At 55.4% G+C, this 23,128-nt stretch carries 6 protein-coding genes and 1 pseudogene; all 7 read left to right on the top strand.

What is annotated here, in order from left to right; all coding sequences use genetic code 11:
* Positions 1-71 precede the first annotated feature (71 nt).
* On the top strand, positions 72-293 hold the full coding sequence (locus tag NA389_RS17525; RefSeq protein ID WP_000406472.1) for a zinc ribbon domain-containing protein: 222 nt from the start codon (positions 72-74) through the stop codon (positions 291-293).
* A gap of 346 nt (positions 294-639) precedes the next feature.
* Positions 640-2,832, top strand: a complete 2,193-nt coding sequence (sinH, locus tag NA389_RS17520) for an intimin-like inverse autotransporter SinH (protein WP_000252242.1) — start codon at positions 640-642, stop codon at positions 2,830-2,832.
* Between the two features lie 57 nt (positions 2,833-2,889).
* Positions 2,890-3,858, top strand: coding sequence for a SinI family autotransporter-associated protein (locus tag NA389_RS17515; RefSeq protein WP_001149079.1), 969 nt, complete (start codon positions 2,890-2,892; stop codon positions 3,856-3,858).
* Between the two features lie 119 nt (positions 3,859-3,977).
* A complete protein-coding gene (ratA, locus tag NA389_RS17510; RefSeq protein WP_001081440.1) occupies positions 3,978-9,581 on the top strand; it encodes a DUF823/DUF824 repeat adhesin RatA in 5,604 nt (1,867 codons plus the stop codon).
* 125 nt (positions 9,582-9,706) lie between these two features.
* Positions 9,707-17,017: a DUF823/DUF824 repeat adhesin RatB gene (ratB, locus tag NA389_RS17505; protein ID WP_000837151.1), complete on the top strand. Its 7,311-nt coding sequence runs from the start codon at positions 9,707-9,709 to the stop codon at positions 17,015-17,017.
* Positions 17,018-17,118 (top strand): annotated as a pseudogene (locus tag NA389_RS17500) (IS1 family transposase); the annotation flags it as partial.
* Between the two features lie 531 nt (positions 17,119-17,649).
* Entirely contained in the window at positions 17,650-22,980 is a 5,331-nt protein-coding gene (shdA, locus tag NA389_RS17495) for a fibronectin-binding autotransporter adhesin ShdA (RefSeq protein ID WP_072275061.1), read from the top strand.
* Positions 22,981-23,128: the final 148 nt, after the last annotated feature.

Raw genomic sequence — 23,128 nt, 5'->3', positions numbered from 1 at the left:
TCCAGGCCTGACAAGCGCTGCGCTATCAGGCCTTTCAAGTAAAAGTGAGTCACGCGCCTGAGGAGAATGTTATGGAAATAACCTGCCCCGTTTGCCATCACGCGCTGGAGCGCAATGGCGATACAGCGCATTGCGAGACATGCGCTAATGATTTCTCGTTACAGGCAATTTGTCCTGACTGCCGCCAGCCATTACAGGTTTTGAAAGCCTGCGGCGCAGTGGACTATTTTTGCCAGAACGGTCATGGTTTAATTTCAAAAAAACGGGTTAACTTCGTCATTTCCGATCAATAAAATCGCTGTCGACGTTGCGCCGCAGAGCAGAGGCGCCGACGTCTTATCCGGCTAAGGACAAAAGCGTTATTCGATACTCCCGTAATATCAGCATCGTATCCTGCCCGGTAGCTATTTTATTCTTTTTATTTATTCAACTATTTATAGGGAATATTATTTCCGAAAATTAATATTAGAAATAAATAATAGCTTTCTTTTTTATTTATTATATCAATATTATAAATCTGTTTCATATTAAACTTTTCTTTTTAGGAATATATTTAGGTCTGTTAGTTATGATTCCATCTGAATCATCCATATAATATCTTTTCATAGCGGCGTGTTTATTTAACGACAGGGATATCATATGGTGCGAAGGATTCGCATTCTGGTTTTGCTATTAGTGTCTGGAGTATCAGTTGCGGTTTCCGGCGCAGATAACTCTGTATCTGCAAATGATGAAAGCCACTCCTCCCTGCCTGATTTAGCCAGCGAATCCGCGAAAAAAGAAGAACAGGAAAATAAAGGAAAGACCTTTAAAGAACAGGGCGCTAACTACTTTATTAATTCCGCCACCCAGGGCTTTGATAATCTCACTCCGGAAGCGCTGGAATCCCAGGCGCGCGGTTATATTCAAGGGCAAGTCACGTCTTCTGCGCAATCCTATCTCGAAGGTATGCTTTCGCCTTATGGTAAAGTGCGCACCAGTTTATCTATTGGCGAAGGCGGCGATCTGGACGGCAGTTCGCTGGATTATTTTATTCCCTGGTATGATAACCAGAGCACGCTTTTCTTTAGCCAGATTTCGGCTCAGCGTAAGGAAGACCGCACCATTGGTAACGTTGGGCTTGGCGTGCGCCAGAACGTCGGCAACTGGCTGCTTGGCGGCAACGCATTCTATGACTACGATTTTACGCGCGGTCACCGTCGATTAGGTTTGGGAACCGAAGCCTGGACGGATTACCTGAAATTCTCCGGCAACTATTACCATCCTCTTTCTGACTGGAAAGATTCCAAAGATTTCGACTTTTATGAAGAACGACCCGCGCGCGGCTGGGATATCCGCATGGAAAGCTGGCTGCCGTTTTATCCGCAGCTTGGCGCTAAATTAGTTTATGAACAGTACTACGGCGATGAAGTGGCGCTGTTTGGCACCGATAACCTGCAAAAAGATCCTCATGCCGTTACCGTCGGACTAAATTACACGCCGGTACCGCTGGTCACGGTTGGTACGGATTACAAAGCCGGTACTGGCGATAGTAACGATTTTAGCGTTAACGCGACCGTGAACTACCAGATAGGCACGCCGCTGGCGGCGCAGCTCGATCCGGAAAACGTTAAAATTCAGCACTCCTTAATGGGCAGCCGCACCGATTTTGTCGATCGTAACAATTTCATCGTTCTCGAATATCGCGAGAAAGATCCGCTGGACGTTACGTTGTGGCTGAAGGCCGACGCCACCAACGAACACCCGGAATGCGTGATTGAAGATACGCCTGAGGCCGCGGTGGGTCTGGAAAAATGCAAATGGACTGTCAACGCGCTGATTAACCACCATTACAAAATTATTTCTGCTTCCTGGCAGGCGAAAAACAACGCCGCCCGTACGCTGGTGATGCCGGTGGTGAAAGCGGATGCGTTAACCGAAGGTAACAACAACCGCTGGAATCTGGTGCTTCCTGCCTGGGTTAACGCCGATACCGAAGAGCAGCGCACCGCGTTGAACACCTGGAAAGTACGCATGACGCTGGAAGACGAAAAGGGCAATAAGCAGAACTCCGGCGTGGTGGAAATCACTGTCCAGCAGGATCGCAAAATTGAGCTGATCGTCGACAACATTGCCGATACCGATCGCAGCGATCATAGCCATGAAGCCAGCGCGCTGGCCGATGGCGAAGACGGCGTGGTGATGGATCTCCTGATCACCGATTCCTTTGGCGACGCCACGGATCGCAATGGTAACGAACTGGTGGACGATGCCATGACGCCCGTGTTGTACGACAGCAATGATAAAAAAGTCACCCTGGCCCAGACGCCCTGCACTACGGAAACCCCCTGCGTGTTTATTGCCAGCCGTGACAAAGAAGCGGGGACGGTGACGCTTTCCAGCACCCTGCCGGGCACTTTCCGCTGGAAGGCGAAAGCAGACGCCTATGGCGACAGTAACTACGTTGATGTCACTTTTATCGGCGACAACCTGAGCGCGCTGAATGCGGTGATTTATCAGGTCAAAGCCGCCAACCCTGTCAACCTTATCGGCAAAGAAGATAAGCACCCTACGGTCAATAATACCTACCGTTTCCTGCTGTGGCGCGACAAGAATAAAGACAATGTTTTTCAGATGTCCGAGCAGCTCACGGAAGAAGAGATGGCGCTGTACGACTACCAGTGGGAGTTTACCGGGCAGAGTACAAACGGACATACCGGCGCGCTGGCCAACACCATGAATGAAGATCTTGTCCTGCCAGTAACCAATAAAGAGGCGGCGCAGAAGTTTGCCGCCAATGAGGAAGATGGCGTTCAGGGTTACGGCATACGCGTTACGTATAGCCAGAAATAGCGTCAGCGTTGTGGCTGACCAGCCAGCCGCTGAATTTTGAGAAAAAGGAGAGTCTGAATGCAAGCAACAGTAAAACGGCGGCTGACGAAGGTCGCTTTAGCATTAGTAGTTGCCGGGTATTGCGCCGCGCCAGCGGTGGCGGCAAACGGTAATCTGAAATCGGGACAGTGGCAGATTGTCTCTGAACAGACGGGCACCATTCAGGGTACGGTGCCGTGGATTACCCGTGCGGCGGATAAAACCGCGGATACCGACAAAGATCACGTAACGGTAACTATCGATCGCGGCGATCGTACCGTTGTGACCGAAGGCGATAAGCAGTTCCACGTTGGCGATAAGGTCACGGTGAACTGGGCGATTGGCGATAAGGAAGGTGACCTGGATACCGACAACGCCGCCACGAAACTGACGGTGCAGTGGATGAGATACAGCGACCAGAATGGTAGCAATCCCGAAGAGATTGGCACCAAAGGTAGCGATACCTATGAAATTCAGGCGGGTGACGCCGACCACTATATCGGTATCAAAATCACGCCAACCACCACCACCGGTGATCCTGCCGTGGCAACTGAACTGCTGTTGAAAGACCTGTCGACCGATGCGGGCGGTGGTGCGGATGGTGACGATATTCCGGAAGGTCCGGTGGTGGATGAAAACGTCCATGTGGTTATCTACGAGTCTGGCTCAACCACCAACCTGCTGGGTACCTCTACTCCGCTCAAAACCAACACAACTTATAAAGTTCTGTTGTGGAAAGATAAAGAGGGTGGTACGGCAGGTAAATACGATACCGGTGAAGAGGTTACCAGCCAGTACGACTACCGTTGGAAATTCGTTGGCACCAGCGCAATTGCAGGTACTGGTACCGGCGGTATCGTTAACGAAAGCTGGAACGATAAAGACCTTGTCATCCCTGTCACCAACGCCGAAGCGAAAACGGCGTTCGAGGGAGCAGACGGCGGCGTTACCGTGGGTACCGACGGTGTCCAGGGCTTTGGTTTGTCCATCGACTACAGACGCAAATAAGTTGTCCTCAACATACCACTCCCTGCGGGGAGTGGTATTTTCCGCGCACTTTGCTTAGCTGCACGCTAAGCAAAGTGGGTTGAATCACGACAGAGAATGAATACGGGTGGCTATCGCTCATGAACAGGAATCGGCAAGTGAATAAAGTGGTACATTTCTTACTGACATTACTGATCATGTTTGCAGTGTCGAACGCGCCTGCGCAGGCGCTATTGAAGGGCGGAACCTGGCAAGAGCTGAACTCGACGACCGGCGCGGTTAACGGCACCGCGCCGCTGGCCGACGGTGCCACTATTCCCCTGTATCAGGGAAGTATGCTGCTTGACCCTACCAAGACCTACGATATCGAGTTTACCGCCATGCCGCGCGATTTTAGCGCTGATGCCTCCTCAACCTCGATGCGTGCGGTCAACTCCACCGATACGGAAGGCGATCTCTTTACCGATCCGCCCTCCATCGCCTGGGAAAATCAAGAACCGCCGACCATGAGTCTGGTATGGGCCGATGCCGCCACGCCGGATACGCCGCTCTCGCCGCAGCCGATTCTTAACCAGACCTTTTGCGCCCAAAACCTCGCCGGGCGGCAACTGGTTGCCTGGGCGCAGGTGGAAGATGAGAACAGCGTTCCCGCGCTGTGGCTCTATACCCGTACCGGGGTGCCGAACAGTGCGGTCATTCCGCTACTTAGCCCGAAAGTGACGCTGAATATCAAACCGGCGGTGAGCGATCCTGTTTCTGTGAGCGGCGATCATATTGACGCCAACTTTGCAGCCTCGAAAGTCAAAGCGGGGGAGAGCATTACCCTCACTGTCTCCACCAAAGCCTGTAATGGCGACGTGGCGCCGAATGCCGCCTTCGTGATCCGTCGCGAGGATGCAATCAATCGCCAGGGCGTGGTCAATAACGCTAACCCGGTGCGCGTTGGCGATACCGAGTTAACGACTACGCAAACAGAATATCACGGTGTAACGGACGAGCAGGGCAACGCCACGGTGGTGGTGACGCAAGAGCAAGGTCCGGGGGTAAAAACACGACTCATCGTCTCTTCGCAAAGCTATCCCACGCTGACCGACAATGTCGACGTCATTTTCACTACCATCACCAGTCCTGACAGTGATAAGGCCAACATGTACGGTCATATGCTTGAGAACGCCACGGCGACGCTGAACGGTACGACCTACACTTTCACCCGCCCGAAACTGGCGGCGGAAACCAGCGGAAATGGCGGCACCGTTGTGGACACCAACGAAACCTGGGCGCAGTTTACCTGGAGTGGCGCGGATAACCATTGCGACATTCTGCCGGATGCCGAACAACTGGTGGCGCTAAGGCATGAGCATAGTGCGTTGGCAACGTACACCGGCTGGCCGGTGACGGGCGATGCGGAATACTGGTCGTCAACCAAAGATCAGATAAACGACTACCACGCTGCCGTGCATATGAACAGCGCGTCGGTCGTCAGGGCCGCCAACAGCGACACGCTACTGGTCAGTTGTGTGGATAAGGCCCAGCCTGCGGCGCATCCGCAGATAACGCTCTCTCCAGAGGGGCCGTATAAAGCACAGGTGGGGGAATCGATTGATTTAGTGATGACCGTTGTGGATCGCGACACGCAAAAGCCGCTGCCTTATCGCTATATGGAGCTGTTCATTGACCCTGCGAAAAACCGCAAAGGAGAGCATCAGGACGCGTGGGATAACCAACGGGTTACAATCAACACCGAAGATATGCGCGCCTCGTCGCCGGAACACTATACCGGTGTGACCGACGCCAACGGCCAGGTACACCTGACGTTAAAACACGACAGCGGCCTGGGCGTAGAAACGCCCATCCGCATCGTGATGCCGGATGATGAAGGCGGCAGCATCGAGTTGCCCTTTAGCGTAATTTTCACCGTGATAACCAGCCCGGATGTGGACGGCGCCAACATGTGGGGCCATATGCAGGGCGTGGTGGACGCGGGCAACCTGTATAGACGCCCGCTGCTGGCGGTGGAAACCAGCCACAAAGACGGTCAGTTCAGCGAAAACAACGAAGAGTGGGCGACGTTTAATTCAGTGGAAAAAGCCACCGCGCAGTGCGGCATCGGCCAGGTGCCGGATCAGTCATCGCTGGCGCATTTATACAGCGAACATGCTGGCGGCAAGATGGAAAGCGAACATGGCTGGCCAACCGAAGACTATTACATCGCCGCGGACAGCGACGCCTCGGGAACGGCGCACGTCAACCTTGAAAACGGCGATAGCGGTAAATTTACCAATCAACCGAACTACCTGACCTGCTCGGCCAACGAAATGGTGGCGGTGCTGGACGTCTACTTCAACGATGACCCGGCGACCAAAAACAGCGATATGGTTGCCAAAGTGGGTGAACAGATTAAGCTGAACATTCATTCGCGCAACGCCCTCAACGGCATGCCGATCGCCTATACCGACTTCACCGTCACCATGGCGAACGGCAAACGGCGCGACGGGTTGACGACCGGTTTTACCGACACCAGCAATGGTCAGATGCTGTTTGATGACGTGGGCTACCTTGCCGGGCAGGCTTATCATGGGATCACCGACGCCAACGGCGATGCGACCATTATCCTCACCCAGCCGAAGGGAGTAGGGCTGCTGACGCCGTTAAGCATTGCGCCCGTCGATTCATTAATCAGCACGCCCGTTTCCCGCAGCGTGAAGTTTACCGTCGCCACCAGCCCGGATACGCCAAAAGCCAAAATGTGGGGCCATATGGCTGATACCATCACCGTCGGCGATCTGACCTTTGAGCGGCCTAAGCTGGCGGATGAAGTGACGCCGGAACGTACTCAGGCTGAGGCTAACGAAACCTGGGCGCGCGTTCTGCATCCTGACGCGGCGGGCAACCCGGATAAGGGCGGCTGCGCGGCGAACCGCCTGCCGCGCATCGATCAGCTTGAGGCGTTGTACAACGCCAACAGCGACGGCGTGATGAAAAGCACCCAGGGCTGGCCGACGCTGCTTAACTACTGGTCTTCGACCTTCCAGAGCGCTACCACGTGGAAACTGATCTCGCTGTTTAGCGGCAGTGAATTCGCCAACGCCAACGTCTCCATTTACGCCAGCTGTCTGGCCAGCGATAACCCGGCGGCGGCCTCGATTACCATTGCACCGGTGGATGCGTCGCAGTGGTACGATGGCAGCGGCGTTCACGCGGTCAAAGCGAAAAAAGGCGACACGATGCAACTGAAGGTGACGGTGAAGGACGCCAGCGGCAACCCGATCCCGGAAGCGCCGTTTGTGCTCACCCGCGGCGACGGTTACGATCGCAGGGGCGAGAAGTACACCGCCAGTGAGGGCAACGATCAGCAAGGCATCGTCACGCCCGTGGTGATCGATGGCGAATCCCTGGCCTGGACCACCACCAAAATGGGGATGCTGACCGGCGCTGACGGCACCCGCATCATCAGCGTTACCCGCCCGGACACACACGGCACCCGAACGGCCATTATCGCCGCGCTGTATGAAAATGCCGCCGTGAGCGCCAGCATTGACACCATCTTTACCGTCATCACCAGCCCGGATGTCGACGTTGCCCGCATGTGGGGGCATATGTTGCCGTCGCTCACGGCGGCGGATGGCGCGGAGTATCAGCGTCCACAGCTCTACGCTGAATTAGCCAATCAGGCAAGTGCCGCGCAATATACCGAAGACAACGAAATCTGGGCGGGGCTTTATGGGCCAGACAGTTCAAAAACCGACCCCGCTGTTAACTGCGCTGCGGGCTATTTCCCTTCCGTCGAGGCGCTGGATTCGCTCTACAGCAAATACCCAAACCGCACGATAAAAACCGCCCAGGGCTGGCCGATCAACCGTTCTTACTGGAGCGGTTCCAGTTCCGGGTCGTTAACCGGCGGAAAGCCCCGATCCTATTACATTGTCGATCTGGATGATGATTCGCGCCGGGGCGTCGTTAATGACGGTGTGAACGACAGGCAATACCAAATTTGCGCAACGACGCCGAAGACGCAGGCTACGCAAATTACGCTCACCTCCACGCTGGCGACGGATGACACTATTCAGGCGGTGAAGGCTAAAAACAGTGAGTCGATCCCACTGATCGTCACCACCACCGATGCGGCGGGTAATCCGGTGCCTTATACGACGTTTTCGCTTAAGCGCGACGCCGGGACGCCGCGTAAAGCTGACTACCCGTTTACCAACAGCTACACCATGACGATGACGCAGTCTGGTGGCGCGACGCAAGAGTTTGCCTACAGTTCATCGGTTCTTTATGGGGCGACCGGGGCGAACGGTACGTTGGCCCTTTCGCTTGACGAACCTGGCGGAGTCGGGGTGAAAAGCGTGGTGACTGCCAGCCTGTATGATACGCCGACAGTAACCTCGTCGCTGCCGGCAGTGTTTACCGTCATCACCAGCCCGAACAGCGACAAGGCCAATATGTACGGCCATATGCCGGAAACCTTCACCGCCAGCAACGGCGCGGAGTTTATGCGCCCGCTGCTGTATGGCGAACTCTCATCGCAGAATCATACGTCGAGTTACTTCGAAACCAATGAAACCTGGTTTACGGTGAATAATTTTAATACCGGGAATTATGGCGCGTGCCCGATAAATCAGATGGCCACGCAGGATGATCTCCAGTCGCTGTACCGCGATCACCCCAAAGGTAAGATCACGACCGACATTGGATTACCCATCAAGAAAAAATGGTGGGCAGGCGACAGCCTGGTAAAAAATCAATCCATTTACTGGCAATTTACCGATCTCAATACGGGTAATGGCGGCACCACGTTGGAAACTCCGGGGAATTTCTATTACCAGCTCTGTCTGACGGAACCGCGACAGATGAAGATTGCGTTATCTACGGACGTGTGGAACGCGGATAAATCGGCGGCGGTGGCGAAAACAGGCGAGGCGATACCGATGACGGTAACGGTGACTAACGGCACCGGGCAGCCGCAGGCGGGGGCGACGGTTATGCTGACGCGTGATTACTCTTATTCGCGTGGCACGGTGGATAGCAAATACATTCAGGCCGGTGTGATTGGCGAGCCGGTTGCGTCCAAAGGCGCGTTATCAGGCATGACCCTGACGCCGGTATCGCCTGCGGGTGCGGCAGTGGTGTTTAATAACCAGAGGGGAACCAGCACGAAATGGTATGGCGTCACCGGCGATGACGGTAAGTTGCGGTTCACGTTAAACCAGGATAAATCGCTGGGTTTGAGAACATCCATCACGGCGACGCTTTCGGAGCTGGCTGGCGAGACGGCGAGCGTCGATGCGATCTTTACGGTACCAACCAGCCCGGATACACCGTATGCGTCATACTGGGGCCATATGCCGGATACCGTTGAGGTTAACGGCGTTACGCTGCGCCGCCCATTCCTGAAAACAGAGATGTCCAAAATGCCGCCAGGCACCTGGCCGCTTAATAATGAAACCTGGGCGGCGAACTATATTGATTATGGTGAAACATCCATTCATGCTACGACATCGCTGCCTTATCTTTGCGGCTCGCTGGAAAACGCCGCGACGCTGGACGATCTGAAGGCGCTGAAGAACATCATTGGCGACCTGCACTGGCCTACGGCTGCGCCGGCGTCGTCGTATACATATGACTATGCATCGCAAACGATGGTTGGCGGTAAGTATTGCTCATTTAACGAAACGACCAATACGGAAAACTGTACGCTTTCAAGTCAAGGTTTTGCTTATGCCTCGTGCCGGGTGCAGTAGGTTGGGTGAGGCGCGCCCAACCTGTGTATCCCTTGTGGCTGGCGTTGTGCCGGTCGCGATGCATTTTTAATTCCTTGTATTAATGGAATGAGCTGCAACGAAATGGACTTTTCTCAGGTACGTCAGTGAAATCGAAAAAGTGTGTCGGTTTTTTATCCTGGTTGCTGTTATGCGCCTTTATTTTAACGCCTTTCTTCGCGCAGGCCGTGCGAAACAGCGGCGCATGGCAGGAACTCACTGAGCAAACTGCGGCTATTAACGGTACTCCCCCTCAGGCCGATAGTGTGACGATCCCGGTCTATCAGGGCAGCGTTCAGTTGCGATCTGATGCGGCTAATTCTGTTGATTACTCCGCGAAACCCAGCCAGTTCAGCACCAGCGATGCAGGCAGCGCGCTGACCTTAACCAATCCGCACGATACCGAAGGCGATATTTTCGCCGATCCGCCGCTGGCCTGGCAGGCTGAACGCGCGCCCACCGTCACGCTGGTGTGGGCCGACGCCGCCACGCCGGATACGCCGCTGTCTCCGCAGCCATCGGCAAACCTGACGTTCTGTGAGCAAAATATGGCGGGCCGCCACCTGGTGGTCTGGCCGCAACTGGATACCTCAACCGCCGTACCGCCGCTGTGGCTGCTTACCCGCACCGGCGTGCCTTATGACAGCGCGGTAGAGATACTCAATCAAAAGATTGCGGTGGATATTGCCCCCGCCGTGGGCGACCCGGTTACTCTCGTCGCCGATCATCTGGACGAGTCGCTAAACGCCGCGAAGGTCAAAGCCGGTGAAAGCATCACGCTGACGGTGAATACCAAAGGCTGTAACGGCGAGCCTGCGGGCAATATCGCGTTCGTGATTACCCGCGGCGATGCGCTGAATCGCCAGGGCGTGGTGAACAATACCGCGCCGGTACGCGTCGGCAATACCGAACTGACCACCACCGCCACAGAATATCACGGCACCACCAATGCGGAAGGCGTGGCGACGGTGACCGTCACCCAGGCTAACGGTCCGGGGGTAAAAACCCCGCTGGTGGCGCACCCGTCAGGCGCGCCTGCGCTGAAAGCCGACGTGGACGTGATTTTTACCACCCTCACCAGCCCGGACAGCGGCAGCGCCAATATGTACGGCCATATGGCGGACAATTCCACCGCCACGGTGGACGGCGAAAGCTACACCTTTAGCCGCCCCAAACTGGCGGCGGAAACCGACGGCGAAGACCGCGCCGTCAGTATCAACAATGAAAGCTGGGCGCAGTTCAACTGGGCTAATGCGGATAAACACTGCGATATTCTGCCGGATGCGCGCCAACTGGAAGGGTTAAAAATTGAGCGCGGCGATTTATCCACCACCCTCGGCTGGCCGGTGGGGCTGACATCCGGAGATGAAGAGTACTGGTCCTCCTCCCAGGGGTCGATCGCCGCCGACCATATCAGCATTGATATGCGCAGCCGCAGCCTTACGCAAATGCCGGACGCCACGCAATCGCTGGTAAGCTGCGTGGATAAAGCCTCGCCGGAGGTTACGCCGAAGTTAGTGATTAGCGCCGACAGTTTTGATTCAACGGTCAATGCCGCGAAAGTCGAGGTTGGCGATGAGATCAATATGAAGATCAGCGTGACCGACAGCGCCACCAACAAACCGCTGCCCTATCGCTACTTTAATGTCTATCTGGGCGACGAACAGAATCGCCAGAATCAAAAGAACGCCGATATTGACGCGGCGCATCAGTGGTCGGATGAACCGGTCGTCATCACCAATCTGGAAGGCAGCGACGGTCACTATCACGGCGTCACCGACGCCAACGGCCAGTTCTCGCTGGCGCTGACCCAGGATCGGGGCGCGGGCGTGTTAACCCCGGTGCGCGTGGTGCTGTTCGACGGGACGGAAGCGACGCAGAACGTCATTTTTACCGTAGTCACCAGCCCGGACGTGGCGCAGGCGCGCATGTGGGGCCATATGCAGGGCGTGGTGGAGGCGGGCAATATCTACAAACGTCCGCTGCTGGCGGACGAAGCCGCGCAGGACACCGGCTCTGAATTTGAGAATAACGAATACTGGGCCACGTTTAACTCGGTAACGGCGGCGACAAACCAGTGCGGCGCGGGCCAGGTGCCGGGGCAACTGCTGCTGGATACGCTGTATGCGGCCCATTCCGGCAACGCGATGGAAACGACCTACGGCTGGCCGACGCAGAAACACAGCTATATCGCGGCGGATACCGATGGCTCTACCACCGCGCACGTCAACCTGGCGACCGGCGCGGACAGCATGTTCAGCGGCGCTGAACCGAACTATCTTTCCTGTTCCGGCAACGAACTGGTGACCATCCTGAACGTTTACTTCGATGGCAACGAGTCGTTACGCAATGCGGTCGCCAAAGTGGGCGAACAGGTAACGATGAACGTGCACTCCGTCAACGCGCTGAACGGACTGACTGTGCCTAACGCCGCGTTTACCGTGACCATGTCGCATGGCAAAAATCGCGACAACGCGACGACCGGTTTTACCGACTCCAGCGACGGAACGTTGGTCATGGGGGGAACCTCGTTTGGCTCCTCCCAGGCGTCGATGACGTATCAGGGCATCACCGATGCCGAGGGGAACGCCACGCTGGTGATTGAACAGCCGCAGGGCGTCGGCTTGCTGACGCCGCTGACCGTACTGCCGCTCCACTCGCTGATCACCACCCCCGTCAACCGCAGCGTGAAATTCACCGTCCCCACCAGCCCCGACACGCCAAAAGCGCATATGTGGGGACATATGGCGGATACTATCACCGTGGACAATATGGAATTCCAGCGGCCAAAACTGGCGGCGGAAGCGACTGCCGCGACCAGGACCGAAGATCAGAATAACGAAACCTGGGCGCGCGTTACCCATGCCGATGCGCTGAACAACCCCGACGCCGGAGGCTGCGAGGTTAATCATCTGCCGCAAGATCACCAGCTTAGCGCACTCTATACCGCGAACGATGGCAATAAAATTCACACCGTATCCGGCTGGCCGACGTCGTATAACTACTGGTCTTCCACCTTCGCCAGCGCCAGTTCGTGGCAGACGGTATCGCTGGCCTCCGGCGACAAAACCGCTTCCGGCGACGCTTCCGATTTTGTGAGTTGCCTGGTTGGCGTCAATCCCACGGCCGCCTCAATTACCATCGAACCGGTAGATACGTCGCTGTGGTATGACGTCGGCGGCGAGCACGCGGTGAAAGTGAAAAAAGGCGACACCCTTCAGCTCAAGGTGACGGCGAAAGACGCCAGCGGCAATCCGGTCCCGGATGCGCCGTTTGTGCTCAGTCGCGGCGACGGCTATACCCGCCAGGGGGAAAAACATATCGCCGGTAGCGGCGACGGCATCGTTTCTGCGGTGGTCATCGACGGTGAATCGCTCAACGATACCGCCACCAAAATCGGCGAACTGACCGGCGAGGACGGCAGCAAAATTATCACCGTCACCCGCCCGGATACCCACGGTACGAAGGTCGCGATTACGGCGGCGCTGTACGATAACGCCAGCGCGACGGCCAGCATCGACACCATCTTTACCGTGGTCACCAGCCCCGACAGCGATAAGGCTAAAATGTGGGGCCATATGCCGGAAACGGTAGCGGCGGCCAACGGCGAGGTATTTAAGCGCCCGCTGTTATCGGCTGAAATCGCCAGCGGCATTACCCACGGCAGCAATACGGAAAATAACGAAACCTGGGGCAGCGTGAATTTTGAGGTGGCGAAAGACGCCTGCGGCGCGGGATTTGTGCCCTCGCTTGCCGATCTCCAGTCGCTGTACGACGCCTGGCCAGGCGGCGCCATGAATACCCAGCAGGGCTGGCCGCTGGACGGTAAAAACTACCAGGACAGCACCGCCGATTTAAGCAGGACATCGGAAAACCGCTACGTTAAGTCGATTAATCTGCGCGACGGCGGCATCGGTTCGCTGCTGTGGGATGAAAAACTCTATTTTGTCTGCCTGCAAAACGCCCATCCGGTGGCGACGCAGATAACGCTGACTTCGCCGCAGTATAACGACAGCGATGGTTTCGCTAAAGCGAAGGTCGGCGAGACGATTCCGGTCACCATCACCACGCTGGATGCCCAGGGCAAGCCGGTGGCGGACACGCCGGTTATCTTTACGCGCGGCGACAGCATTGGGCGGGCGAATCAGGAGGTTAACGGTTCGCAGGCGGCAGCCATACAGATTAACCACAGCGACGCGCGTAACAGCGGCGTTGAGTATTACACCGCTACCGGCGCGGACGGTACGCTGACGCTGGATATCAGCCAGGACGGGAGCGCTGGCTTTAAAACGCCGCTGATGGCGTCGATAGAGCACAGCAACGCCACAACGACCGCGCCATTGCCGGTTATTTTCACCGTGGTTACCAGCCCGGACACCCCGAAGGCCAGCTACTGGGGCCATATGGCGGAAACGTTAACCGACAGCAGCGGCGTGGCGTACAAACGTCCGCTGCTGGCGAGCGAGTTCAGCGCTACGCCCGGCAAAACGCTGACCATCGCCAACGGCTACTACGACAAGGGCGAAACCTGGGGCATGATAACCGTCGATAAAGCCTGGAACGGCGTCAGCGGCGGCTGCGGGCGCGATTATCTGCCCAGCGTCAGCAACCTCCAGACGCTGTACAATACCTGGCCTGATAATGCCATGCGTAGCCGTAACGGCTGGCCGATGACCAGTTCGGGCAACAACAACGTCAGCCGCTACTGGTGGGCGGGGGATTACGTGATATCGTCAGACGGCGCGCAGTCGCTGTACGCAGCGGTCAACCTGTTTAACGACGGCAATGATGTCAAAACGACGACCAGCACCACGGCTTACTACATGCTGACCTGTCTTGTCTCGGCGCGCCGCGCCGCTGCCAGCCTGACGCTGACGCTGGCAGGCCAGGATGAAGCCACCGGGATTGCGAAGGCGAAGAAGGGCGAGCAGATTGCCGCCACCGTCACGGTGAAAGACGCCGCAGGCCAGCCGATGAAAAACGTGATGGTGAAAATCAGCCGGGGAACGTCGTACAATCGCGCCAACAGCGCCGCATCGGCTTCAGGTGCCACAGACGATATTACGCTACGTAATGTGATGCCGTCCGGCCTTGCGACATCCCTGCTGGATACCTCCGCGAAATATCTGTACGTGGAAACTGATGAACTGGGTCAGGTGACATTTACCCTGGCTCAGGACAGTACCACAGGTTTAAAGACCACTATCAGCGCCGCCACGATGGACGGCAGCAACCTGACGGACAGTAAAGACGCAATCTTTACCGTAGTGACCAGCCCGGACAGCGATAAGGCCAAATACTGGGGCCATATGCCGGAAACCTTTACCAACAGTAAGGGAGTTGAATTTAAGCGACCGCTGCTGCGCGCTGAACTTTCTTCAACAGCGGACACGTCGGGTTATACGGAAAATAACGAGTCCTGGTATACCTGGAGCCGTTATCCGAATATGTATCAGGACACCGCCAGCCCGTGCGATCGGCTGGGGTTGCCGACGGTAAATGATTTACAGACGCTATATACCGATTATCCCAATGGCGCACTCACGACAACGCTTGGCCTACCGGTGGCATCAGGAAAATATTGGGGGGCGGGTAACTCAGTACCGGATGCCACGCACTCAGACAGTCAGTTCCAGTATGTCAGACTCAGCGATAATAATACGCTGACAACCAAAGCCAATACCGCCACGGCGCAGCTTTGTCTGGCAAAGCGCCGGGACTTGTCGATAGAACTCACCTCCAGCGCCATGGATCCGGATAAAGGCGCTCCAGTGGCGAAGAAGGGCGAGAGTCTGCCGTTGACCGTCACTGTGAGGGATGGTTCTGGCACGCCGCAGCCCAATACCGCTATCCGTTTGGGACGAACGCTTTCGATAGACCGGGCGGGTGTCGTTGATGGCAGTTCCGGCGGAGGCATGGTACTCACATCGGTTGCGCCGTCTACGGGCTCAATGACGTTTAACTGCACGGTATCTTCGTGCACAAGTTATTGGTATGGCATTACGGATGAGGATGGTAAAGCGCAACTCGAAGTGACGCAGGATGACTCCCGTGGCCTGAGAACACCGCTGCAGGCGATGCTTGTCGACGATCCGCTGACAGTTAGCAATATGGACGTCATTTTCACCGTCATTACCAGCCCGGACAGCGATAAAGCCAAATACTGGGGACACATGCCGGAAACCGTGACCAACAGCGCGGGCGTGAAGTTCCGACGTCCGCTGCTGGCGGCGGAGATGACGTCGAATAGCGGTACTTACCTGGTTAACAATGAAACATGGCCCTTAGTCACCGCAGCGAACACTGAAAAAGCGGGCGCAACCGGCTGTGATGTCGAATACCAGTCGTTGTCAGGCGATCTGCAAACGTTGTATGGCGACAATCCTGACGGCGCAATCGGTACAAACTACGGCTGGCCGGTGGCGGGGAACAAATTCTGGTGGGCGGCGGATCGTGCGCCGAATACCGGATATTACCAATTTATAAACCTGAATAGCGGCGATAAAGGCACCGCCAGTTCATCGACTGCCACCGGCGCTCAGGTGTGTCTGGTCGAGCCGCGTACTTCTACTCCTGCCAGTATTACGCTGACCTCGACGGCGATGGACGGCGCGAAAAACGCGGCGGTAGTGGAGAAGGGAAGCGCGATGCCGTTAACGGTGACGGTAAAAGATAGCAGCGGTAACCCGGTCGCCAACGTCGGTTTTACGTTGTCACGTGGCGATTCGAAAAATCGGGCAGGTACGGTGGTAACGGATGGCGACGTGGCAGCGGATGCCGGAGCAGACGATCTCATGCTTAAAGCGCTGACACCCGCAAGCGCCAGCCAAAGTATGACCACCACCGGGATTGTCTTTACCGGCACTACCGGCAGCGACGGTACGGCAACGTTTACGCTTAATCAGGATAAAAGCCTGGGACTGAAAACGCCACTCACGGTGAAACTGACGGACAATACGACTCTTCACGCATCACTGGATGTGATTTTTATGGTACTTACCAGTCCGGATACGGATAAAGCGTTGTTCTGGGGAAATATGGCGGATACGACATCCGTTAACGGAAAAACGCTGCATCGTCCGTGGCTTCAGGCTGAGCTGCTGTCAGGCGTGACGCCAGTATTTACCAACGGAGTGCATACAAATAACGAGTACTGGGCGATGGCGCATACGGTGGACAACACTAAATGGGATATTGCCAAGCAGTGCGGTAGCCTTAGCAAAGCACCGGATAATAACGACCTGTTGACGCTGTATCATTCCATTAGCTCGTTAGGCTGGCCGACGCAGGGCTACCCCTATTTATCTAAATCAACCTCGAGCGGCGGCATGTATTGCGGCGTGGATGAGAATACCAGGAATCAAAACTGCGCCATTAAGCCGGCAAGTTCAGCAGGTTATGCGACGTGCGTGGATTAACGTATTAAGCGTCTGGCACGAAAAAAATCTGCTTTTCACGTTCCATTGAGCTTCATGAAAAAGTAATCGACACATTCATTGAAAAGTATATGTTCTGCTAATTGGAGTCACCACCGTTTGCCGCGAGTGTGTAAAAGCGCCGTCTCGCTTCTGCAACCCGGCATCTGGCGCTACCCATATACTCTAAATAATTCGAGTTGCAGGAAGGCGACATAAAGTAAGTGACTGGGGTGAGGGAACGCAGCCGCAGCACATGCAACTTGAAGTATGACGAGTATATTTACAATAACACCAGGTGTTGCATGATAATCACACCTTTTTCCTCACGCATCTATTTATCTCAATATATGAAACCATTAAATATCATTCATAATATAAATATTTATAAAATGGATGGATGTATTTATATCAATTATAAATTAATCAAAGGTTGACCTGGCATTGAAATAGACCTTGAAATTAGTTAATAATCTGTCTTTGATAATATATTGTTACAGATGATTGTAATCATTCATAGAGCTATATTTTTGTTATTTATTATTTATCTCATTTATATACACCATTTAAAAGCTATTTACAGCCAATCAAAATCAAGTTTGCTTCGTGAACGTTATTAAAAGGAAATTTAAAAATTGAACAGGACCTACAGTATCGTCTGGAGCGCCGTGCGAAATATGTATGTCGTGGCTTCAGAACTGGCGCGAGGCCACAGCAAAGTTAAAATACAGGCGCACGCTAATGAAGTCGCCCTTTCTATTGAAAAGCCTGAGTCAGGATGGACAATTAGTGCAAAACACAATGCGCTGGCCTTCGCAATTGTTGCCGCGCTTGGGTTCGCCAGTCCGCTGGCTATGGCCGATAATCCGGTGTCCTACATTGACGGAACCGACCACGACCTGAACGCAGAAACGTCGCCAATTTCTTATTCAGGTACCGGCCAGGGTACGGCTCTGTATCTGGAAGGTTTGGCAACGGCTAAGGGGGGATGGCAGCCAACCTCAGGCACAGGCACGGGCGTTGTGATTGAGACGGACGGCGGCGGAGATCTCCTCCCGGACGGTAGCTACGCAATCGCCACGGCGATTAAGCTCGCCAGCGGCGCGGTGCTTAATCTCACCAACGCAGAAATCTCAACGACAGGAAACTATAGTACTGGTATCGAACTCACCGGACAGAGCAGCATAACGCTAACGGGAGGGACCCTCCAGGTCAAAGGCAATTACGGCATCATGACGCTCAGCGGCGAGTCACAAGCGACATTGAGCGATATCAAGGTAACAGCAACAGCGGAAACCACTAGCAACATATCGGTTGGCGAGGGCAGCACGCTGAAAATAAAGGACGGAAGCGAAGTTACGCTGACGAATGGTCAATTGAGCGTGGCTGGTAACACGACAAGCAACGCCTTTCTGTATGTGACCAATAGTACGGTGAGTTCTACGGGCACGAAAAGTACGGTTATTGCCTCCAACCAGGGTATTCTTGATATCAAGAACTCAACCATCATGCACGATAATGCCAAAGGCGCAGCCATTGAGGCTGGTAATGCCTCAACGGTAACCATTTCCGGCGATAATAAAAACTCGATGGTCATTACGTCCGAAGATATCGGCATTAAGAGCGCCAAATCTTCCGTCAACATTGACGGCGCCACCATCATCGCCAAAGGCGATGGTATTTTGATGACCACGGGGGGCAGCAGTTTTTACAGCAATAACTCCGGGCTGACGGTCAATAATGCGGACGTGACCTCAGACGACGCCGCCGCGCTGCACGTTGATAAAAACACGGTGATGGAAAAGCCCATTACATTAACCGACAGCACATTGACTGGCCCAACGGCTATTAAACTGGATAATGCGGCAACCGTAGAGGCCAACAACACAACGCTGAATGGCAACATTGACGCGGGGAGCACAGTATCGTCCTTGTCGCTGGCCGAAAAATCCTCACTGCAAGGGAGCGTCAACGGCCTGAACAGTTCATTGACGCTTGACGAAACCAGCCAGTGGAACATGACCGACCCGTCAACCGTCGGCAACCTGACCAACGACGGCGGCATTACGCTGGGCAACGCGAGCGGTTCGACAGGTACGCTGCTGACGGTGGACAATACCCTGACCTTGCAGAACGGCAGCCAGATAAACGCGACGCTGGATACCGCCAACAGCTCGCCAATTATCAAAGCCGCCAACGTCACGTTGGACGGGATGCTGAACCTTAGCTCAACGGCCACCTTTGTCGCGCCCGAAACCGACGAACACTTAGGATCGTTCACGCTGATTGATTCGCAAACTGCGATCACTACCGATTTTGACAGCGTAACGCTGGATGCCGACATCTCTGCTATGCCGGATTACCTTACGATCAACGCGGGCGTTGATGCGAATGATAATACCAACTACGAGTTGTCTACGGGCTTGAGTTGGTACGCGGGCGCAAATTCTACGCGCGCTGCGCATGGCACTTTTACCGTTGATGCAGGCAGTACCTTTACCGTCACCAGCGAACTGGACGAAACCACGGCGACCTCCAACTGGGATGGCAGCAAGCTAACCAAACAGGGCGACGGCACGCTGATCCTCAGCAACACTGGCAACGACTACGGCGACACTGAAATTGACGGCGGCATTCTGGCCGCCAAAGACGCCGCCTCGCTCGGTACTGGCGATGTGACGATTACAGAAAGCGCAACGCTTGCGCTGAGTCAGGGCACGCTGGATAACAACGTGACCGGTGGGGGCCAAATTGTCAAAACCGGTAACGATGAGCTGATCGTGACCGGCGATAACACCTACAGCGGTGGCACCACCATAACCGGCGGTACGCTGACGGCTGACTATGCGGATTCACTGGGCACTGGCGTTATTGCCAACAGCGGCGTGCTTCAGGTCGGCGAAGGCGAACTGGAAAATACGCTTTCCGGCACCGGCGCGCTGGTGAAAACCGGTACGGGCGAGCTGACGTTAAGCGGCGATAACACTTACTCCGGCGGCACCACTATTGACGACGGTGTGCTGATTGCCACCAACGTTAACGCGCTGGGCGGCGGTGATGTCGATAACGCGGGTACGCTGAAGCTGGACGCGGAGGGCGAATTCAATCTTGCGAATGTCACAACCCAGTCTGGAGCAACGACTGAGCTGGCCAAAGGTACGACGCTCAACGTCGACTCGCTGACTCAGCAAGCCGATAGTACGCTGAATATTGATCTCAGTAAGGCCAACGGTGAAATCGCCATTACCGCCGACAGCGTCACGCTGGGCGGCACGCTGAACGTCACAGGCATCGGCAGCGTTACAGACAGCTGGACGCCTGAGGCATACACCTACACGCTGATTGACAGCGACAGCGCCATTACCAGCGATTTCGACAATCTGACCGTCGCGGGAATGAATAGAGAAGATGTTGACTTCCTGACTATCGACGGAAAAGTCGACGAAGCAGACAACACCCACTATGATCTGACGGCCTCCCTCTCCTGGTATGCGGACAGAGACAACGCTTCTACCGACGCTCACGGTACCTTTACCCTTAGCGACCCTGACGGCAGCTTTAACGTTGCGGCTAATCTGACAGACGTTGACGACACGCTTGATCCGAATAGCACATGGGACGGTAAATCGCTGACCAAAGAAGACGCAGGCACGCTGATCCTCTCCGGCGACAACGACTACAGCGGCGGCACCACCATCAATGAAGGTACGCTGGTCGCCGCCAGTACGACGGCGCTGGGCACCGGCCTGGTCGACAATAACGCCACGCTGGTGCTGGACGCAGATGGTGAAGTCAGTGCGGTGGGCGGCATCACCACTCATAGCGGCGCGACGACCCAACTGGCGCTCGGCACCTCGTTGGATCTCGGCGACAGCGCGTTAATTCAGCAAGATGGCAGTACGCTGAACGTTGAGCTGAATAGTGACTCAGTGCAACCGCTGATTACCGGCGGCAGCGCCACGCTTGGCGGCGATCTGGTCGTCAGCGACGCCAGCCTGCAAGCGCGCGCCTCCGACGCGGAGTTCCAGTCCTTTAAACTGATGGATATGGACAGCGATATCAGCGGCGACTTTACCAGCCTGACGATGAACCTTACTGACAAGCCGGACTATCTGACCGTAACCGGGACAATCAATCCTGAAGATGCGTCAGAATATCTGCTTACCGAAGGGCTGAGCTGGAATGCGACCGCCACGTCAGCGACGCCAGCACATGGCACGTTTACCCTGGGCGCAGGCGACAGTTTTGAAGTCACCAGCGTACTGGGCGATAAAACCGGCAACGGCGACTGGGACGGTAAATCGCTGACCAAACTGGGCGCGGGTAAACTGACGCTGAGCGGCGCGAATACCTATAGCGGCGATACCAACGTACAGGAAGGCACACTGTGGCTGTCCGGGGACGGTACGATTGGCGAAATGGGCAGCCAGCAGGCGGTGAACGTCGCCTCTGACGCGACCTTCGGCGGCAGCAACGGTACGACCGTTAACGGTAAGGTGACCAACGAAGGGACGCTGGTCTTCGGCGACAGCGAGGAAACTGGCGCCATCCTCACCCTCAATGGCGATCTGATCAACATGGGGACGCTCGCCAGCGGCAGCTCCTCCAGCACGCCTGGCAATACGCTTTATGTCGATGGCGATTACACCGGCAACGGCGGCTCGCTTTACCTGAATACCGTCCTGGGCGACGATGATTCGGCGACCGATAAGTTAGTCATTACCGGCGATGCCTCCGGCACCACCGATCTGTACATCAACGGCATCGGCAATGGGGCGCAGACCACTAACGGTATCGAAGTGGTGGATGTTGGCGGCACATCGACAAGCGATGCGTTTGTGTTAAAAAATGAAGTTAACGCCAGTCTGTATACCTACCGTCTGTACTGGAATGAAAGTGACAACGACTGGTATCTGGCGTCAAAAGCACAGTCTGATGATGACGACAGCGGCGGTGATGTCACGCCTCCAGATGATGACCGTGATGTCACGCCTCCGGACGATGGCGGCGATGTCGCACCGCAGTACCGTGCGGATATCGGCGCGTACATGGGCAACCAGTGGATGGCGCGCAACCTGCAAATGCAGACCCTCTATGACCGCGAGGGTAGCCAGTATCGTAACGCCGATGGCAGCGTATGGGCGCGCTTCAAAGCGGGTAAAGCGGAATCCGAGGCTGTCAGCGGCAATATCGATATGGACAGCAACTACTCCCAGTTCCAGTTAGGCGGCGACATTCTGGCCTGGGGCAACGGCCAGCAGAGCGTTACCGTTGGCGTCATGGCGAGCTACATCAACGCCGATACCGACAGTACCGGTAACCGTGGCGCAGACGGTAGCCAGTTCACCAGTAGCGGCAACGTAGACGGCTACAACCTTGGCGTCTATGCCACCTGGTTTGCCGATGCCCAAACGCATAGCGGCGCGTATGTCGACAGCTGGTACCAATATGGTTTCTACAACAACAGCGTAGAGAGCGGTGATGCGGGTTCTGAATCTTACGATTCAACCGCTAACGCTGTCTCGCTGGAAACCGGTTATCGCTACGATATTGCGCTGAGTAACGGCAATACTGTCAGTCTGACGCCGCAGGCGCAGGTTGTCTGGCAGAATTACTCAGCGGATAGCGTGAAGGATAACTACGGCACCCGGATCGACGGTCAGGATAGTGACAGTTGGACAACGCGCCTGGGTCTGCGAGTTGACGGCAAGCTGTACAAGGGCAGTCGTACGGTTATCCAGCCGTTTGCTGAAGCTAACTGGCTGCACACCAGCGATGATGTGTCGGTATCGTTTGATGATGCTACGGTGAAACAGGATCTTCCGGCTAACCGTGCGGAGCTGAAAGTAGGTCTGCAGGCAGATATCGATAAGCAGTGGAGCGTTCGCGCTCAGGTTGCCGGGCAGACTGGCAGCAATGATTTTGGCGATCTGAACGGTAGCCTCAATCTGCGCTATAACTGGTAAGTTAGTGACAAAACCGGGCAGGTATTCTCTGCCCGGTTTTGAGGCGAATGACAAACCGGTTGATCGTCAGATTATGGCTACACCTTATCCAATGTGGCGCGTAGGTTGGCTGAGGCGAAGTCGAAACCCAACATCGCGCTGCAAAGGG

The sequence above is a fragment of the Salmonella sp. NW645 genome (assembly GCF_051703725.1).
GTDB lineage: Bacteria > Pseudomonadota > Gammaproteobacteria > Enterobacterales > Enterobacteriaceae > Salmonella > Salmonella enterica.
This window is presented reverse-complemented; position numbering and strand designations above follow the sequence as displayed.